This is a genomic window from Pseudoduganella sp. UC29_106, from assembly GCF_044055365.1.
GTDB lineage: Bacteria > Pseudomonadota > Gammaproteobacteria > Burkholderiales > Burkholderiaceae_D > Rugamonas.
Map to the genome: position 1 here is coordinate 1614655 of NZ_CP171977.1, position 15925 is coordinate 1630579.

Genomic DNA, 15925 nt, shown 5'->3' on the forward strand with positions numbered 1-15925 from the left:
ATCGCGATCCGAGTCAGTCGGCCGTTTTGTTCCTTTTGTGTGTTCCTTTGTGTCTTTTCCTGTCTCTTTTTGTTCCTTTTTCGAGACCGCGGAAAAGGGAACAAAAAGGAACAAAAAGGAACAGTAAAAGAACAAGGAAAGGAACAAAACGGCCGACTGACTCTGGAACCAATGGGTATACAGATAGTCCAATGATCTCAAGGGAGAAAGATCATGAACAAAGAATCTGGCGTTGTTCCATATGCGGCGCTGGCCGAGCTGCGGACTTTCCTGCGCACGTCCGGCAGCGCGCTGTGCGCGTCGGAAGCAATAGCGCGCGCCATCAAGCTTTGGATCAAGAATCAGCAAGCAGCCGAGGCGGCAGGGCAGGGATACCAATGGAAAAATCTCTTCCTGCCTGCCGGGACGCAGTTGCGGATGCGCTGCGCGGAGCAATTGTTCTTTGCCGACGTTATGGGCGATCAGATTATTTTCCGCGGCCGCCCGGTCTCGCCGCGGCAGATGGTGTGCGCCGCAGCGGGCGAACAGCGCAATGCGTGGCGGGATCTCTGGATCAGGCGGCCGCAGGACCGTGGCTGGGCGCCGGCGGCTCAGTTGAGGCGCGCGGCCGTAGAGGAAGCGAGCGTAGAGCAACCATCGCCTACCGAAGCAATCCGCCTGGCGGCGAAGAGCATGAGCGAAGCGCTGCAAACAGCGCTGTTGCTGGTCGACCAAAGCCGGATGCGGGCGGAGCTGCAGGTGGAACGGCGAGTGCCGAAACACCGGCGGCGCGACGATGACCTGGCAAGTGAATGCCTGGAAGACTAAAAGAAAACGCCCGCAAAAGCGGGCGTTCGCGGAGTGAACAGAAACGCGATTAAGCGAAGTTCTGGTTCACGAAGTTCCAGTTCACCAGGTTCCAGAAGGACTCAACGTACTTCGGACGGGCGTTGCGGTAGTCGACGTAGTAAGCGTGCTCCCACACGTCGCAGGTCAGCAGAGGCTTGTCGGCGCTGGTCAGCGGGGTAGCGGCGTTGGAAGTGTTGACGATGTCCACGGAACCGTCAGCCTTCTTCACCAGCCAGGTCCAGCCGGAACCGAAGTTGCCCACGCAGGACTTGGTGAATTCTTCCTTGAACTTGTCGAAGGAACCCCACTTGGCGTTGATCGCGTTGGCCACGGCGCCGGTTGCTGCGCCGCCGGCGTTCGGGGCCAGGCAGTTCCAGTAGAAGGTGTGGTTCCACACCTGGGCGGAGTTGTTGAACACGCCGCCGGACGACTTCTTGATGATCTCTTCCAGGGACAGGTTTTCGAACTCGGTGCCCTTGATCTGGTTGTTCAGGTTGGTCACATAAGCCTGATGGTGCTTACCGTAGTGGTATTCCAGGGTCTCCTTGGAGATGTGCGGCTGCAGAGCGTCCATTGCATACGGCAGCGGGGGCAGGGTATGTTCCATGAGGTTTCCTTTAGTAGAGACGAAAGATTATTTTTGACGAAACGACCATCATTGTAATACGGGAGCCGGATGACTGCTAAGCGTAGCGTCGAGTTGTCTCCCGCACAACAAGTTCCACAGGCGGAATGTTCGCCTCGGCCGGATCGCCGTGGATCAGGCGCAACAGCGCATTGGTCGCAATCAGCCCCATTTCATAGAGCGGCTGCTTGACGGTGGTCAGCGGCGGCGTGGTGTAGGCCGAGCCGGGCAGGTCGTCGAAGCCGACCAGGGAAATGTCTTCCGGCACGCGGATGCCTTTGCGGTACAGCGCCAGGCGCACGCCATAGGCACTCTGGTCATTGGCGGCAAAGATGGCGCTGAATTGCTGGCGGGTATCGAGGAGGTGATTGACAGCCAGCAGGCCGCTGTTTTCGTGGAAATTACCTTCCACAATCAGCTTCGGGTCGACTTCCAGCCCGGCTTCTTCCAGTGCGCGGCGGTAACCGTTCATACGATCGATCGCATCGGCATGGTTGGCGGGACCGGACACGAAAGCGATGCGCCGGTGGCCCAGTTCGATCAAATGGCGCACCGCCAGCCAGGCGCCGCGCTCATGATCGAGGCGGAAGCCGAGGGCGCGCTTGGTGTCGAGGTGGCGGCCGGTCGAAACGATGGGACGCTGGGTCGAGAATTGCAGCACTGTTTCATCGGACATGCGGCCGGATAGCAGCACGATGCCGTCCACTTTGCGCGCCAGCAGCAGGCGGATACGGTCCGCTTCCTCTTCCGCGTTCCAGTGGCCGGACACGATGACCGAAGCGTAGCCGGTGTTCTTCAGCCCATCGTCCACGCCGTGCAGGATCTCGTCGAAGAAGGGCGAGGAAATGTCCTGGACCACGATGCCGATCGTATGAGTGCGGCCTTTCTTCAGCGCCTGCGCCATCAGGTTCGGGGCGAACTGGTTGCGCTCGATGGCCTTGAGCACAGCCTGGCGCTTCTCGTCGGACACCCTGGCGGTGCCATTCAGGATGCGCGAGACGGTGCTGGGTGACACGCCGGCTTCGCGCGCGACATCGATCAGGGTCGAGGGCCCGGACTTCTTCTCTTCTTCTGCCAATTGCTGTCCCGTATTGAAATCCTTTTCACCCAGATTACCTGAAAACACGGGCACTTTCAATTTTACTCACAGCAAAGGCTGAACCGACGCCACGCCCACTTCGGCGCTGCCCTCCGCCAGGCGCACCGTCACCGTTTCGCGCGGCTTCAGCTGATCCGGCGAGCGCAGCACGGCGCCCTTGGCATCGCTGACGATGGCGTAGCCGCGCTCCAGCGTACGCTGCGGGTTCAGCAGTTCCAGCTGGGCGGACAGCGCAGCCAGCGCTTCACGCCGTTGGGCGATCTGCGCATTGGCCGCCAGCGCGGCGCGGTGCTGCAGGCCGCCCAGCTGGCGCGCGCACAGCGGTCACGTCCGGACGGCGCGCGGCCAGGCGGCCGGCCAGCCGGTCGAGCGTGAAGCGGGTCTGCGACAGCGGCGCGCGTTTGGCGTGCAGCAGGGCCGTCGCCAGCGATTTCAGCTGCATGCGCTGCTGGGCGATGCGCGCGGTCGGGCTCAGCAGGCGACGCGCATGGTTATCCAGGGTTTGCGACGCATCCCCCAATGCGCGGCGCATCGAGCGGCGCAGGTCCGTCACGTCCGTCCGCAGCGAAGCGAGCCAGTCCGCGTGAGGCGTGGCAGACAGTTCGGCCGCTGCGGTCGGTGTGGCGGCGCGCAGGTCGGCCGCGAAGTCGCAGATCGTGAAGTCGGTTTCGTGGCCCACGCCGGAAATTACCGGCATGCTGCAATTCGCCACGGCGTAGGCGACGGCCTCGTCGTTGAAACTCCACAAGTCCTCGATGCTGCCGCCGCCGCGGCACACGATCAGCACATCGCATTCGGCGCGGCGCGAGGCCAGGTTCACGGCGTTCACAATTTGTTCAGGCGCCTGCGCGCCCTGCACCAGGGTAGGGTAGATGATGACATTGACGTGCGGGGCGCGGCGGCGCAGCGCCGTCAGCACGTCACGCAGCGCAGCGGCGGATGGGCTTGTCACAATTCCGATCGTGCGCGCGAACATGGGCACGGCCCGCTTGCGCTCCGCGTCGAACAGGCCGGCTGCCGCCAGCTTTTCCTTCAGGCGCATAAATGCTTCGAACAGGGTGCCAACTCCGGCCCGGCGGATCGCTTCTACATTGATCTGGTAATCGCCGCGTGGCCCGTAAAGCGTGACGAGGGCCCGCACTTCCACCTTGTCGCCCTCGCGCGGGATGAAGCCGGCGTACTGCGCCCGGCCGCGGAACATGACAGCGCGCACCTGGGCTCCGTCATCTTTCAGGGTGAAGTACCAGTGGCCCGAGGCGGCACGCGTGAAATTCGAGATTTCCCCAGCGATCCAGGTCAGTGGAAAACTGCGTTCGAGCAGGCGCGCAACGGCCTGGTTGAGCGCGCTGACAGTGATTACCTGGGCTTGATCGGTCGTGTTCATCGTTACGGATTAGTGAAGCTGTCCACACTTCTTTGCGGAGGTCATGCTTATGTCATACATCACTTCATTTCGCAAGGATTTTTTGTAAATGGCTGATTATTAAGGGTAAACCTGGATGCTACATTCGCGTGCATTTCACAAATATCCTTACGGATCAAGTACTTTGCGTTTCGGCTGCGTTGTTACGCACAAAGATATCCACAGAAAGTGTGCGGAACTTTTGCCGCGAGAACCGCCGTGCTAAAAATTCTCGCAGAGTAACTTTCATTTTAGAAATCAAATACTTAAACTAGCTGCCGGGGCCTTGCTCACAATTTTATCCACAGAAGTTGTGAAGAACCCGATGTGCGCCCGCACAATGCGAACGGTCGCAGATCGGAGTTCTCCACTGCAAAATCGCTGCCTAAAATTTGAGCTGTGGCACTTTTTTGTTTCAAATCAATGACTTCACCCCAGGTCCCGTCCCTTGCTCACAACATTGTCCACAGAATTTGTGCAGAAGCGTGGATAGTACTAAAAACGATGTCACTGCGAAATTTTTACGCATGGCAAGAATGTTCTTTTAAATCAAGGACATTGATATACATCAAATGCCTTGCTAACAATCTTATCAACAGAATATGTGGGGAAATCCAAGACCAGGGTAGCTGCCTTTTCCGCCCCCTGCGCGATTTTTGCGCATGAGAATTATTCTCTTTCAGATCAAACGCTTAGCTGGCTTGCAGTGGCATTCTGCACAATTTTGTCCACAGAATATGTGAAAAACCCGGTCGGCCAGGGGACAAAAAAGTGCTGCTGAAAAATTTTGCATTAGGAAAATTCACTTGCAAATCAAAAGCTTAGTTAATGCTTGTACGGCTTGCCAACAATCTTGTCCACAGATTATGTGGGTTTCGCACACACTTGCCGTAAGCTTGCCAACACGATACATTGCGCGTTTAGGTTCCCTCACAAACAGGAGTTCGAGTTGCTCGCAATTTTCCAAGCCGCAGGCTGGCCTATCTGGCTGCTGTTGATTGCCTCTATTGTTGCCACCGCGCTGATCATTGAGCGCCTGATGTATCTCCGCCGATCCCGCATCATTCCCAAGACCCTGCTGGACGAAGTCGTGCGCGTCTACCGCAGCGGCAGCATTTCCGCGGACATCGTGAACAAGCTGGAAAGCAGCTCGCCGCTGGGCGTGGTGCTGGCCGCGGCCCTGCGCAATGTCAATGCACCGCGCGATGTGATGAAGGAATCCATCGAAGAAGCGGGCAGCAGCGCCGCCCACACCCTGGAACGCTTCCTGACCACCCTCGGCACCATCGCCACGCTGGCGCCGCTGATGGGCCTGTTCGGCACCGTGGTCGGCATGATCGAGATCTTCGGATCCACCAGCGCTGCCGGCACCAACCCGGCCCAGCTGGCGCACGGTATTTCCGTCGCCCTGTATAACACCGGTTTCGGCCTGGCGATCGCGATGCCGACCCTGGTGTTCTACCGTCATTTCCGCGCCCTGGTGGACAGCTTCATCATCGACATGGAACAGCAGGCAGTGAAGTTTGTGGACATCGTCCACGACTCGCGCAAGTAAGCGGGGCGCCTCATGGCCATGAATTTCCGCAGGGGACAGAAGCGCGAAGATCCGGAAATCAACCTGATTCCGTTTATCGACGTGTTGCTGGTCATCCTGATTTTCCTGATGGTCACCACGACCTATAGCAAGTTCACCGAGCTGAAGATCACGCTGCCGACCGCGGAAGCGGAAAAGGCGCTGGAGAAGCCGGCCGAGATCAATGTCACGGTCGACGCCAAGGGCAATTACACCGTGAATAACCAGGCGGTGTCCTTCTCGAATGTGGCCGGCCTGGCCGAGCATCTGCGCGCGGCCGCCAAGCCGGGCGAGCAGCCGGTGGTCATCATCAACGCCGACCAGTTCGCCATGCACCAGATGGTGGTCAATGTGATGGAAGCCGCGCGCATCGCCGGCTTCGACAAGCTGACCTTCGCTGCGCAGACCGGCCAGGGCAAATAATGTCCTCCTCGCTGGAGAGCACGCTCAGCCGTGAGTGGCTGCGGCGCGGGCCGCTGGCGTGCGCGCTGTGGCCGCTCTCCCTCGTGTTCCGCTCGCTCGCCGCCGTGCGCCGGGGCATGTACGCCGCCGGCCTGTCGCGCGCCGCGCGCCTGCCCGTCCCTGTGGTCGTGGTCGGCAATATCTTCATTGGCGGCACCGGCAAGACGCCGCTGACCATCTGGCTGGTCGATGCTCTCCGTAACGCCGGCTACACGCCCGGCGTGATTTCGCGCGGTTTCGGCAGTGCGGCTTTGGCCGCGCCGCAGCTGGTGACGGCATCCTCCGCGCCGGCCGACGTCGGCGACGAGCCGGTTCTCATCGCGGCCCGCACCGGCGCGCCTGTCATGGTCAGCCGGCGCCGGGCGGAGGCGGGCAGGGCGCTGCTGGCCGCCCACCCCGAATTGGACATCATTGTCGCCGACGATGGCCTGCAGCATTACGCCCTGGCGCGCGACGTCGAAATCGTGCTGTTCGACGGCCGCGGCGTCGGCAACGGCTGGACTTTGCCCGCCGGCCCACTGCGCGAGCCGCCTTCCCGCCGCCGCGACTTCACCGTCGTCAACGCCCCCGAACTGACGCCGACCCTGGCAGCCAGTGTCGCCCCGCGCGCCGCCGGCGGCGCCGTGCCGGTGCAGATGGTGCTGGCCGGCGACGTCGCCGAGCGCCTGCTCGCCCCCTCGCAGCGCACCACGCTGGCCGAGCTGGCCGCACGCGGAGGCAAGGTGCTGGCGGCCGCCGGTATCGGCAACCCGGGCCGCTTTTTCGCCATGCTGCGCGCCGCCGGCCTGGAGCCGGAAGAACTGCCGTTGCCGGATCATCACGACTTCCGCGACAATCCCTTCGCCGACCGGAGAGCTGACGTTATTCTGGTGACGGAGAAGGATGCAGTAAAATGTCGACAAATTGAAGAACTAAGCAACGATCCCAGAATCTGGGTCGTTCCGGTCAGCGCCCGCATCGACCGTGCGCTGGCTGACCAAATTGTGGAGAAATGTCGTGGATGCACGTCTGCTTGATATCCTGGTCTGCCCTGTCTGCAAGGGTCCATTGGAATACGATAAGAAAAACCAGGAACTGATCTGCCGCGGCGACCGCCTGGCCTATCCGATCCGCGACGGTATCCCCATCATGTGGGCCGACGAAGCGCGCACGCTGCAGGACAGCACGGAGTAAGCTGTGTCCTTCATCGTCATCATCCCGGCCCGCCTGGCCTCGACCCGCCTGCCGAACAAGCCGCTGGCCGACCTGGGCGGCAAGCCCATGGTGGTGCGCGTGGCCGAGCGCGCCGCGCAATCCGGCGCCAGCCGCATCATCGTCGCCACCGACCACGAAGACATCAGGGCCGCCTGCGAACAGCACGGCGTGGAAGTTTGCATGACCCGTGCCGACCATCCGTCCGGCACCGACCGCATTGCCGAAGTGGCGCAGAAACTGGAGCTGCCAGCCGACGCCGTGGTGGTCAACCTGCAGGGCGACGAGCCGCTGATCGACCCCGCCCTGCTGCAGGCGGCCGCCGCCCGCATCGGCGCGGACGTGCCGATGGCCACCTGCGCCCACCCGCTGCATGAAGCGGCTGACACCTTTAACCCCAATGTGGTGAAAGTCGTGCAGGATAAACAGGGCCGCGCCCTGTATTTTCAGCCGCGCCACCATCCCCTGGCACCGCGACGCCTTTGCACAAACGAAGGACGCGCTGCCCTCCGGCTATACCCCGTTGCGCCATATCGGACTTTACGCCTATCGCAACGACTTCCTGCAAGCCTACCCGACGCTGGAAGTATCCCCGCTGGAAAGCATCGAAGCGCTGGAGCAGTTGCGCGTGCTGTGGCATGGCTATCCCATCGCCGTCCACGTGACCGCATCGGCGCCAGCAGCAGGCGTGGATACACCCGAAGACCTGGAGCGCGTGCGCGCCCACTACAAGTAGTCGAATAACCAACGGCCAATTTGGGTTCGGATTGGCGTTCCGGCTTACTTTTGTGGTAAGTTTCGTAGCAAGGTAGTCAAGGCAACCACATTATTTATATTGTTTTAGGAAATTTCATGCGTCTCATTCTGTTAGGAGCACCCGGCGCCGGCAAAGGCACCCAGGCCAACTACATCAAGGAAAAGTACAACATTCCGCAAATTTCCACGGGCGACATGCTGCGCGCGGCCATCAAGGCCGGCACGGAACTGGGCCTGGCTGCCAAGAAGGTGATGGACGCTGGCCAGCTGGTGTCCGATGACATCATCATCGGCCTGGTCAAGGAGCGCCTGAAGGATGCGGATTGCGCCAACGGCTACCTGTTCGACGGCTTCCCGCGCACCATCCCGCAGGCAGACGCCATGAAGGATGCCGGCGTGGCTGTGGACTATGTGCTGGAAATCGACGTGCCCGATGAGCAGATCATCGAGCGCATGTCCGGCCGCCGCTGCCATCCTGGCTCGGGCCGCACCTACCACGTGAAGTTCAACCCGCCCAAGGAAGAGGGCAAGGACGATGTGACCGGCGAGCCGCTGGTGCAGCGCGACGACGATAAGCCGGAAACCGTCAAGAAGCGCCTGGACGTCTACCACAACCAGACCGAAGTCCTGCTGGGTTATTACAACAAGTGGGCGCAATCGGGCGAGCCTGGCGCGCCAAAATACCGCAAGATCGAGGGCGTAGGCCCAGTCGAGGAAATCCGCGACCGCGCGTTCGCGGCGCTGTCCAACTAACTCGAGCGGGCCACTGGCCCGCTTTTTAATTTGCAGGTATGCACGCACGGCGGATCAATGATCCGCCCTACACGCCCCGTGCCGGGATGCACCGCGATGCGCGATCGACCGGAACGCGTTGTCGACGGATTCGCCTCGTGCCGGGACGCGTTCGTGGCGAATGGGCCTCGGCCCGGCATGCGTTGTGGACGGATTCGCCTCGTGCCGGGACGCGTTGGTGACGAATGGGCCTCGGCCCGGCATGCGTTGATGATGGATGCGCTCCCGGGCCGGGACGCGTTGGGATGGATGCGTTGCCGCGAGGCGTAGGGCGGATCATTGATCCGCCGCTGAACGGCCCGCGGCGTAACAAAAAATTCGGCGGAAAAACCGCCATTGAACGGCCCCCTGGCCGTTGCAGTATCAAAGGTTTGCAGTACGTAGTTCGGTTAGTGCCGCGCCCACAAGGCATGGTGGTTTCTGATTTCGTGATGTAGCACTTGATTCTAATAACAGAAGGGGGCAATTTATGGCAGCAAGTCTGTGGTTCGCGATAGCGTGCGGTGTGCTCGCGGTCGTCTATGGTTTGTGGGCACGCAACTGGATTCTTGGTCAGGACGCGGGCAATCCGCGTATGCAGGAAATCGCGACAGCCATTCAGCAAGGCGCAGCGGCCTATCTCGCGCGGCAGTACCGCACGATCGCCATCGTCGGCGTCGTGCTCCTCCTTGCCATCTTCTTCCTGCTCGGCTGGCAGACTGCGCTGGGCTTCTTCATTGGCGCCGTGCTGTCCGGCGCTTGCGGCTTCATCGGCATGAACGTCTCGGTGCGCGCCAATGTGCGCACGGCGCAGGCGGCATCGGTCGGCATGAACGAAGCGCTGAACGTCGCCTTCAAGGGCGGCGCCATCACCGGCATGCTGGTGGTCGGCCTCGGCCTGCTGGGCGTGGTGCTGTTCTATTGGCTGCTGACGGCGCAGGCCGCGCCCGGCGTCACGCCGCATGACGTGATCAAACCCCTGATCGGCCTGGCCTTCGGCGCTTCGCTGATCTCGATCTTCGCCCGCCTGGGTGGCGGCATTTTCACCAAGGGCGCGGACGTGGGCGCCGACCTGGTGGGCAAGGTCGAAGCGGGCATCCCGGAAGACGATCCGCGCAATCCCGCTGTGATCGCGGATAACGTGGGCGACAACGTTGGCGACTGCGCCGGCATGGCGGCCGACCTGTTCGAAACCTATGTGGTCACGCTGATCGCCACCATGCTGCTGGGCGCACTGCTGATCGTGAATGCGCCGACCCAGGCCGTGCTGTATCCGATGCTGCTGGGCGCCGTGTCCATCCTCGGGTCCATCGTCGGCTGCTCGATGGTCAAGGCCAAGCCTGGCAAGAAGATCATGTCCGCTTTGTACACCGGCCTGTGGTGGGCGGCCGGCCTGTCCCTGATCGGCTTCGTGGTCGTGACCTGGATGCTGTGGCCGGACGATGACATGCGCTACAAGATGCTGGGCGCCACGGTGGTCGGCATCGTGCTGACCGGCCTGATGGTCTACATCACCGAGTTCTATACCGGCACCGATTTCAGGCCGGTGCGCCATATCGCTGAAGCTTCCACCACCGGACACGGCACCAATATCATCGCCGGCCTGGGCGTATCGATGAAATCCACTGCCTGGCCGGTAATCGCTGTCTGCGTGGCTATCCTGGTTTCCTTCAAGCTGTCCGGCCTGTACGGCGTGGCGATTGCGGCGACGGCCATGCTGTCGATGGCGGGCATCGTGGTGGCGCTGGATGCCTATGGCCCGGTAACCGACAACGCGGGCGGCATCGCGGAAATGGCCGGCATGCCCGATTCCGTGCGCGCCATTACCGACCCGCTGGATGCGGTGGGCAATACCACCAAGGCCGTGACCAAGGGTTATGCCATCGGTTCCGCCGGCCTGGCCGCGCTGGTGCTGTTTGCCGACTACACGCACGCGCTGGAAACGCGCGAGTTGAAGATGACCTTCGACCTGTCCGACCCGATGGTCATCGTGGGCCTCTTCATCGGCGGCCTGATCCCCTACCTGTTCGGAGCCATGGCGATGGAAGCCGTGGGCCGCGCCGCCGGCGCCGTGGTGGTCGAGGTGCGCCGCCAGTTTAAGGAAATCAAGGGCATCATGGACGGCACCGGCAAGCCGCAGTACGACAAGGCGGTCGATATGCTGACCGCCTCCGCCATCAAGGAAATGATCCTGCCTTCGCTGCTGCCGGTGCTGGTGCCGATCCTGGTCGGCATGCTGCTCGGACCGCGCGCCCTGGGCGGCCTGCTGATGGGCACCATCATCACCGGCCTGTTCGTGGCAATCTCGATGACTACCGGCGGCGGCGCCTGGGATAACGCGAAGAAGTATATCGAGGACGGCAACCACGGCGGCAAAGGCTCCGACGCCCACAAGGCGGCGGTGACCGGCGATACCGTTGGTGACCCGTACAAGGATACCGCCGGCCCGGCCGTCAACCCGCTGATCAAGATCATCAACATCGTGGCCCTGCTGCTGGTGCCGCTGCTGCCGGCCACCGGCATGCTGTCGGTGACGATGGCGCCGATCCAGGCCAATGCGCCGATGGTGGCGCCGGCAACCGCCGCGCCGCCTGCTGCCACCGCGGCTGTCGCATCGGCGTCCGCCACCACGGCCGCCGTCGAAACGGCGCCCGCCACCGCGAAGTAGGGCGGCCGGCCAGCCCGCCGCCGCGCGCGGCGGTGTGGCGAATTGGACTATGATGGGAGCCAGGAGGCTCCCATGTTATTTCTGATCTCCAGCGCCTTCGCCGCGCTTGCGGGTGCGGCGCCCGCCCTCACACCCGAGCAGGAGGCGTACGCCCGCCTGCCGGTCTGCACCCTCAGCAAGGATGGCAGCCGCCTCGCCGTGGAACCCTGCCGCACCGCCCCGTCGAAAAAGCTGATGCCGCGCCGCCCGGTGCCCCAGCTGACCGATCCCATGCCGCGCATGGCCGCGCCGAAAAACACGGAGATAGCGCCGCCCGCCTGGGCGCCGACGCTGACGCCGGCCACGCCGCCGTCCGCCGTGGCGGCAGCCTCGGGCAATTTCACGCCGGGCAAGGCGACCGTCGTGCCAACCCTGCCGGCCCTGACACCGCTGCCCGGACCCAGCGCGCCCATTCCCGTCACCTGCGGACCGGCCGGCTGCCGCGACGCCGGCGGCACTATCTACAACAACCCGCAGGGCGTGAGCGTCAGCCCCACAGGAAAGCCTTGCGCCAGCAATGGAATGTGGATGACCTGCCCGTGATTCGCTACAATAAGCCCTGTTTGACGTTTACGTAACGTAAAGCAAGTCCATCAACGAATAGGGGAAGACATGCAGATCAAGGATCAGGTATTCATCATCACCGGCGGCGCGTCCGGCCTCGGCGCCGCAACGGCGCGCATGATCGTGGAAAACGGCGGCAAGGTGGTGCTGGCCGACGTGCAGGTGGAAGCCGGCGAGAAGCTGGCCGCTGAACTGGGCGGCAAGTTCGTCAAATGCGATGTGACGTCGGAAGCGGACGGCCAGGCCGTTGTCGCTGCCGCCACCGCCATGGGCACGCTGCGTGGCCTGGTCAACTGCGCCGGCGTGGCGCCGGCCGTGAAAACCGTCGGCAAGGATGGCCCGCACCGCTGGACGTCTTCCAGCGCACCATCAACATCAACCTGGTCGGCACCTTCAATATGTGCCGCCTGGCCGCTGATGCGATGTCCAAGACCGAGGCGGCCGAGTGGGGCGAGCGCGGCGTGATCATCAACACCGCTTCCGTCGCGGCCTTCGACGGCCAGATCGGCCAGGCTGCCTATGGCGCGTCCAAGGCCGCCGTCGCCGGCATGACCTTGCCTATGGCGCGCGACCTGTCCCGCAGCGGCATCCGCGTGATGACCATCGCGCCGGGCATCTTCGAAACCCCTATGCTGCTGGGCATGCCCGCCGAAGTGCAGGACGCGCTGGGCAAGATGGTCCCGTTCCCGCCGCGCCTGGGCAAGCCGTTCGAATACGCAAACCTCGCCAAGTCCATTATCGAGAACACGATGATGAATGGCGAGACTATCCGCCTGGATGGCGCGATCCGCATGCAGCCTAAGTAAAACCCAGGGCAAACCCTGGTGTCAGCCACGATGTGGCAGACACCTGTTCCGAGTCCGCGGCAATGAACAAGTGGCTGCCACATCGTGGCAGCCACTAGCCTTTCCGGTTTTAGGTTACGATGCAGTCTTGTCCCTGGAGAATGCATGATCCGCCTCAAAACCCTCGCCCTTGCAGCCGCGCTGCTCACCAGTTCCCTCGTTCACGCCCAGGACGTCGCCCAGCGCGCGCCTGAAATTGCCACCGGCTACCAGGAAAAGGCCGGGTGGAGCGCGCAGAAATACATGGTCGCCGCGGCTAATCCGCTGGCCACCGAAGCCGGCTACCAGATGCTGAAGCAGGGCGGCACGGCGCTTGACGCGGCCATCGCAACCCAGCTCGTGCTCACCCTCGTCGAACCGCAATCGTCCGGCATCGGCGGCGGCGCCTTCCTCATGCACTTCGACGGCAAGCGCGTGCAAGCCTATGACGGCCGCGAAACCGCGCCCGCCGCAGCCGACGAGCACCTGTTCCAGGACGCGAACGGCAAACCAGTCTCGCGCGTGGAAGGCGTGGTGGGCGGACGCTCCACCGGCGCCCCCGGCGTGCTGCGCATGCTGGAGCTGGCGCACAAGACCCACGGCAAGCTGCCTTGGGCCAGACTGTTCGAGCCGGCGATCAAGCTGGCGGAAGAAGGCTTCGCGGTCAGCCCGCGCCTGAACGCGCTGCTGACCTGGGACAAATACATCATCCGCGACCCGGTGGCAGCGGCCTACTTCTACGACAAGGAAGGCAAGCCCCGTCCCGTCGGCTACATCCTGAAGAATCCCGAGCTGGCAAAGAGCCTGCGCGAAATCGCGGCGGGCGGCGCGGATGCCTTCTACAAGGGCCGCATCGCGCGCGATATCGCGGCCAAGGTCGCATCCATGCCACCAATCCGGGCAAGCTGACTGTCGCCGACATCGCCGGCTACCAGGCGAAGGAGCGCGAGCCGGTGTGTTCCGACTACCGCGCCTATACCGTGTGCGGCATGCCGCCGCCGTCGTCCGGCGGGATTGCGATCGCGCAGATTCTCGGCCTGCTGGAATCGAAGAATATCGGCGCCTATGCACCGAAGGATGGCGTGCTCACGGCCGATGCGGTGCACCTGATGTCCGAAGCCGAGCGCCTGGCCTATGCGGACCGCAACCGCTATGTCGCCGATACCGACTTCGTGCCGCTGCCGGGCAAGGGCGTCTCCTCGCTGCTGGACAAGACTTACCTGCTGCAGCGTTCCAGCACCATTGCCGACAAATCCATGGGCCGCGCCCGCGCCGGCACACCGCCTGAGGTGAAAGTGGCCTGGGGCGACGATACGGCGCTGGACAAGCCATCCACCTCCCACCTCGTGGCGCTCGATGGCTACGGCAACGGCCTGTCGATGACCACGTCCGTGGAAGACGCTTTCGGCTCGCGCCAGATGGTCGATGGCTTCATCCTGAACAACCAGCTGACCGACTTCTCTTTTCGATTCCGTCGACGAGAACGGCCCGGTGGCCAACCGCGTGCAGGCCAACAAGCGTCCGCGTAGCTCGATGGCGCCGACGCTGGTGTTCGACAAGCAGACCAAAAAGCTGGTGCTGGCCACGGGCTCGCCGGGCGGCTCGACCATCATCAACTACGTGGCCAAGGTGCTGGTCGGCACACTGGACTGGAACCTGAACGTGCAGCAGGCCATCAGCCTGCCCAACTTCGGCAGCCGCAACGGCCCGACCGAACTGGAGGCAGGGCGCTTCCCGCAATCGGTCGTCGACGAACTGAAGGCGCGCGGCCACGATGTGCGCCAGATGGAGCAGAATTCCGGCCTGCAGGGTTTGCAGCGCATGCGCAAGGACGGCAAGGAGTTCTGGTTCGGCGGCGCCGACCCGCGCCGCGAAGGCATCGTCCGCGGCGATTGATCCGCCGTGCAAGCGCCGTCGTGGACGTGTTAATCTTTCCGTATGGGACAAAAAAAGAAGACAGGACTGATCCTGACGGGGGGCGGCGCCCGTGCGGCCTACCAGGTCGGCGTGCTGCAGGCCGTCTCGGAAATCCTGTGGGAAGAAGGCTGGCCGCCGGCGCGCTCGCCTTTCCAGGTCATTTGCGGCACCTCGGCCGGCGCCATCAACGCGACCGCGCTGGCCTGCCGCTCCGATAATTTCGGCGAAGGCGTGCAGAAGCTGCTGGACGTCTGGAACAATATCGAAGTCGAACAAGTCTACCGCGCCGACTCGCTGGGCGTGCTGCGCTCCGGCGCGCGCTGGCTGTCGCTGCTTTCCTTCGGCTGGCTGCTGCGCAAATGGCGCGCGGCGCCGCCCCAGTCGCTGCTGGACAACACCCCGCTGGTCAACCTGATGCACCGCATGCTGGACTTGCCGCGGCTGGACGCCAACCTGCAGGAAGGCCTGCTGCACGCGCTGGCCGTTACGGCGTCGTCCTACACCGGCGGCCAGCACATCACCTTCTACCAGACCGCCGCCGAAATCGCGCCCTGGATCCGCATGCAGCGCGTGGCGATGCAGGACCAGATCGGCGTCCAGCACCTGCTGGCGTCGGCCGCGATTCCCTTCATCTTTCCGGCCGTGCCGCTCTATCTCGGCGGCCACCTGGAATACTGCGGCGACGGTTCGATGCGCCAGCTGGCCCCGATTTCGCCCGCCATCCACCTCGGCGCGGCCAAGGTGCTGGTGGTGGGCGCGGGCGCCTGACCGAACCGGCGCGCCAGGCCACGGAAACGCCGCGCTATCCGAGCCTGGCGCAGATCGCGGGCCATGCGATGTCTTCCATCTTCCTGGACGGGCTGGCGGTCGATATCGAGCGCCTGAACCGCATCAATCACACGCTGTCCGTGCTGCCGCAGGAGCTGCTGGACAACACCCCTCTGCGGCCCATCGAGCTGCTGGTGATCGCGCCCTCCGAACGGCTGGACGACATCGCCATCCGCCATATTGCAAGCCTGCCGGCGCCGATCCGCACCATGCTGTCCGGGATTGGCGCCACCGAAGCGCGCGGCGCGGCATTGGCGTCCTACCTGCTGTTCGAGTCCAGCTACACCAAGGAGTTGATACGCCTCGGGCAGCACGACACGCATGCGCGGCGGGCCGATGTCATGGCGTTTTTTGAGAGATAGTAGAATTGCTCATTTT

Annotated in this window: 10 protein-coding genes and 5 pseudogenes; 12 read left to right on the forward strand and 3 right to left on the reverse strand. The window is 63.1% G+C overall.

The annotated features are described in order from the left end of the window. Positions 1-213 precede the first annotated feature (213 nt). Positions 214-807 (forward strand): hypothetical protein, encoded by a 594-nt coding sequence (locus tag ACHMW6_RS08510; RefSeq protein WP_395406706.1) that lies wholly within the window; start codon positions 214-216, stop codon positions 805-807. Between the two features lie 49 nt (positions 808-856). Here ACHMW6_RS08510 and sodB read toward each other — a convergent pair whose 3' ends face one another. The 3 genes and pseudogenes from sodB to xseA all read right to left on the reverse strand — a co-directional run bounded on the left by sodB (position 857) and on the right by xseA (position 3936). After that, the gene (gene sodB / locus ACHMW6_RS08515; RefSeq protein WP_395406707.1) at positions 857-1435 is read right to left on the reverse strand and encodes a superoxide dismutase [Fe]; all 579 of its coding nucleotides are present in this window, start codon (positions 1433-1435) and stop codon (positions 857-859) included. A gap of 76 nt (positions 1436-1511) precedes the next feature. After that, positions 1512-2579, reverse strand: coding sequence for a LacI family DNA-binding transcriptional regulator (locus tag ACHMW6_RS08520; protein WP_395406708.1), 1068 nt, complete (start codon positions 2577-2579; stop codon positions 1512-1514). A gap of 18 nt (positions 2580-2597) precedes the next feature. Then, a pseudogene (gene xseA, locus ACHMW6_RS08525) lies at positions 2598-3936 on the reverse strand (exodeoxyribonuclease VII large subunit). Between the two features lie 967 nt (positions 3937-4903). On the opposite strand from xseA, the gene ACHMW6_RS08530 reads away from it, so the two are divergent. The 11 genes and pseudogenes from ACHMW6_RS08530 to ACHMW6_RS08580 all read left to right on the forward strand — a co-directional run bounded on the left by ACHMW6_RS08530 (position 4904) and on the right by ACHMW6_RS08580 (position 15909). Beyond that, positions 4904-5509: a MotA/TolQ/ExbB proton channel family protein gene (locus ACHMW6_RS08530; protein WP_395406709.1), complete on the forward strand. Its 606-nt coding sequence runs from the start codon at positions 4904-4906 to the stop codon at positions 5507-5509. A gap of 18 nt (positions 5510-5527) precedes the next feature. Then, positions 5528-5950: an ExbD/TolR family protein gene (locus ACHMW6_RS08535; RefSeq protein ID WP_395408561.1), complete on the forward strand. Its 423-nt coding sequence runs from the start codon at positions 5528-5530 to the stop codon at positions 5948-5950. After that, the gene (gene lpxK, locus ACHMW6_RS08540; protein ID WP_395406710.1) at positions 5950-7005 is read left to right on the forward strand and encodes a tetraacyldisaccharide 4'-kinase; all 1056 of its coding nucleotides are present in this window, start codon (positions 5950-5952) and stop codon (positions 7003-7005) included. Before ACHMW6_RS08535 ends, lpxK begins: the two co-directional genes overlap by 1 nt. Beyond that, complete coding sequence (locus ACHMW6_RS08545) at positions 6986-7162, forward strand: Trm112 family protein (RefSeq protein WP_395406711.1); 177 nt, start codon at positions 6986-6988, stop codon at positions 7160-7162. Before lpxK ends, ACHMW6_RS08545 begins: the two co-directional genes overlap by 20 nt. A gap of 3 nt (positions 7163-7165) precedes the next feature. Next, positions 7166-7916, forward strand: a pseudogene (gene kdsB / locus ACHMW6_RS08550) (3-deoxy-manno-octulosonate cytidylyltransferase). A 116-nt stretch (positions 7917-8032) separates the two neighbouring features. Continuing rightward, complete coding sequence (gene adk / locus ACHMW6_RS08555; protein ID WP_395406712.1) at positions 8033-8689, forward strand: adenylate kinase; 657 nt, start codon at positions 8033-8035, stop codon at positions 8687-8689. 508 nt (positions 8690-9197) lie between these two features. Continuing rightward, on the forward strand, positions 9198-11375 hold the full coding sequence (locus tag ACHMW6_RS08560; RefSeq protein ID WP_395406713.1) for a sodium-translocating pyrophosphatase: 2178 nt from the start codon (positions 9198-9200) through the stop codon (positions 11373-11375). A gap of 72 nt (positions 11376-11447) precedes the next feature. Next, positions 11448-11957 carry a hypothetical protein gene (locus tag ACHMW6_RS08565; protein ID WP_395406714.1) on the forward strand — a complete coding sequence of 170 codons (510 nt, stop codon included), beginning with the start codon at positions 11448-11450 and terminating at the stop codon, positions 11955-11957. A gap of 69 nt (positions 11958-12026) precedes the next feature. Beyond that, positions 12027-12784, forward strand: a pseudogene (locus ACHMW6_RS08570) (3-hydroxyacyl-CoA dehydrogenase). Between the two features lie 144 nt (positions 12785-12928). Beyond that, positions 12929-14698, forward strand: a pseudogene (ggt, locus tag ACHMW6_RS08575) (gamma-glutamyltransferase). 42 nt (positions 14699-14740) lie between these two features. Beyond that, positions 14741-15909: pseudogene (locus tag ACHMW6_RS08580) on the forward strand (patatin-like phospholipase family protein). Positions 15910-15925: the final 16 nt, after the last annotated feature.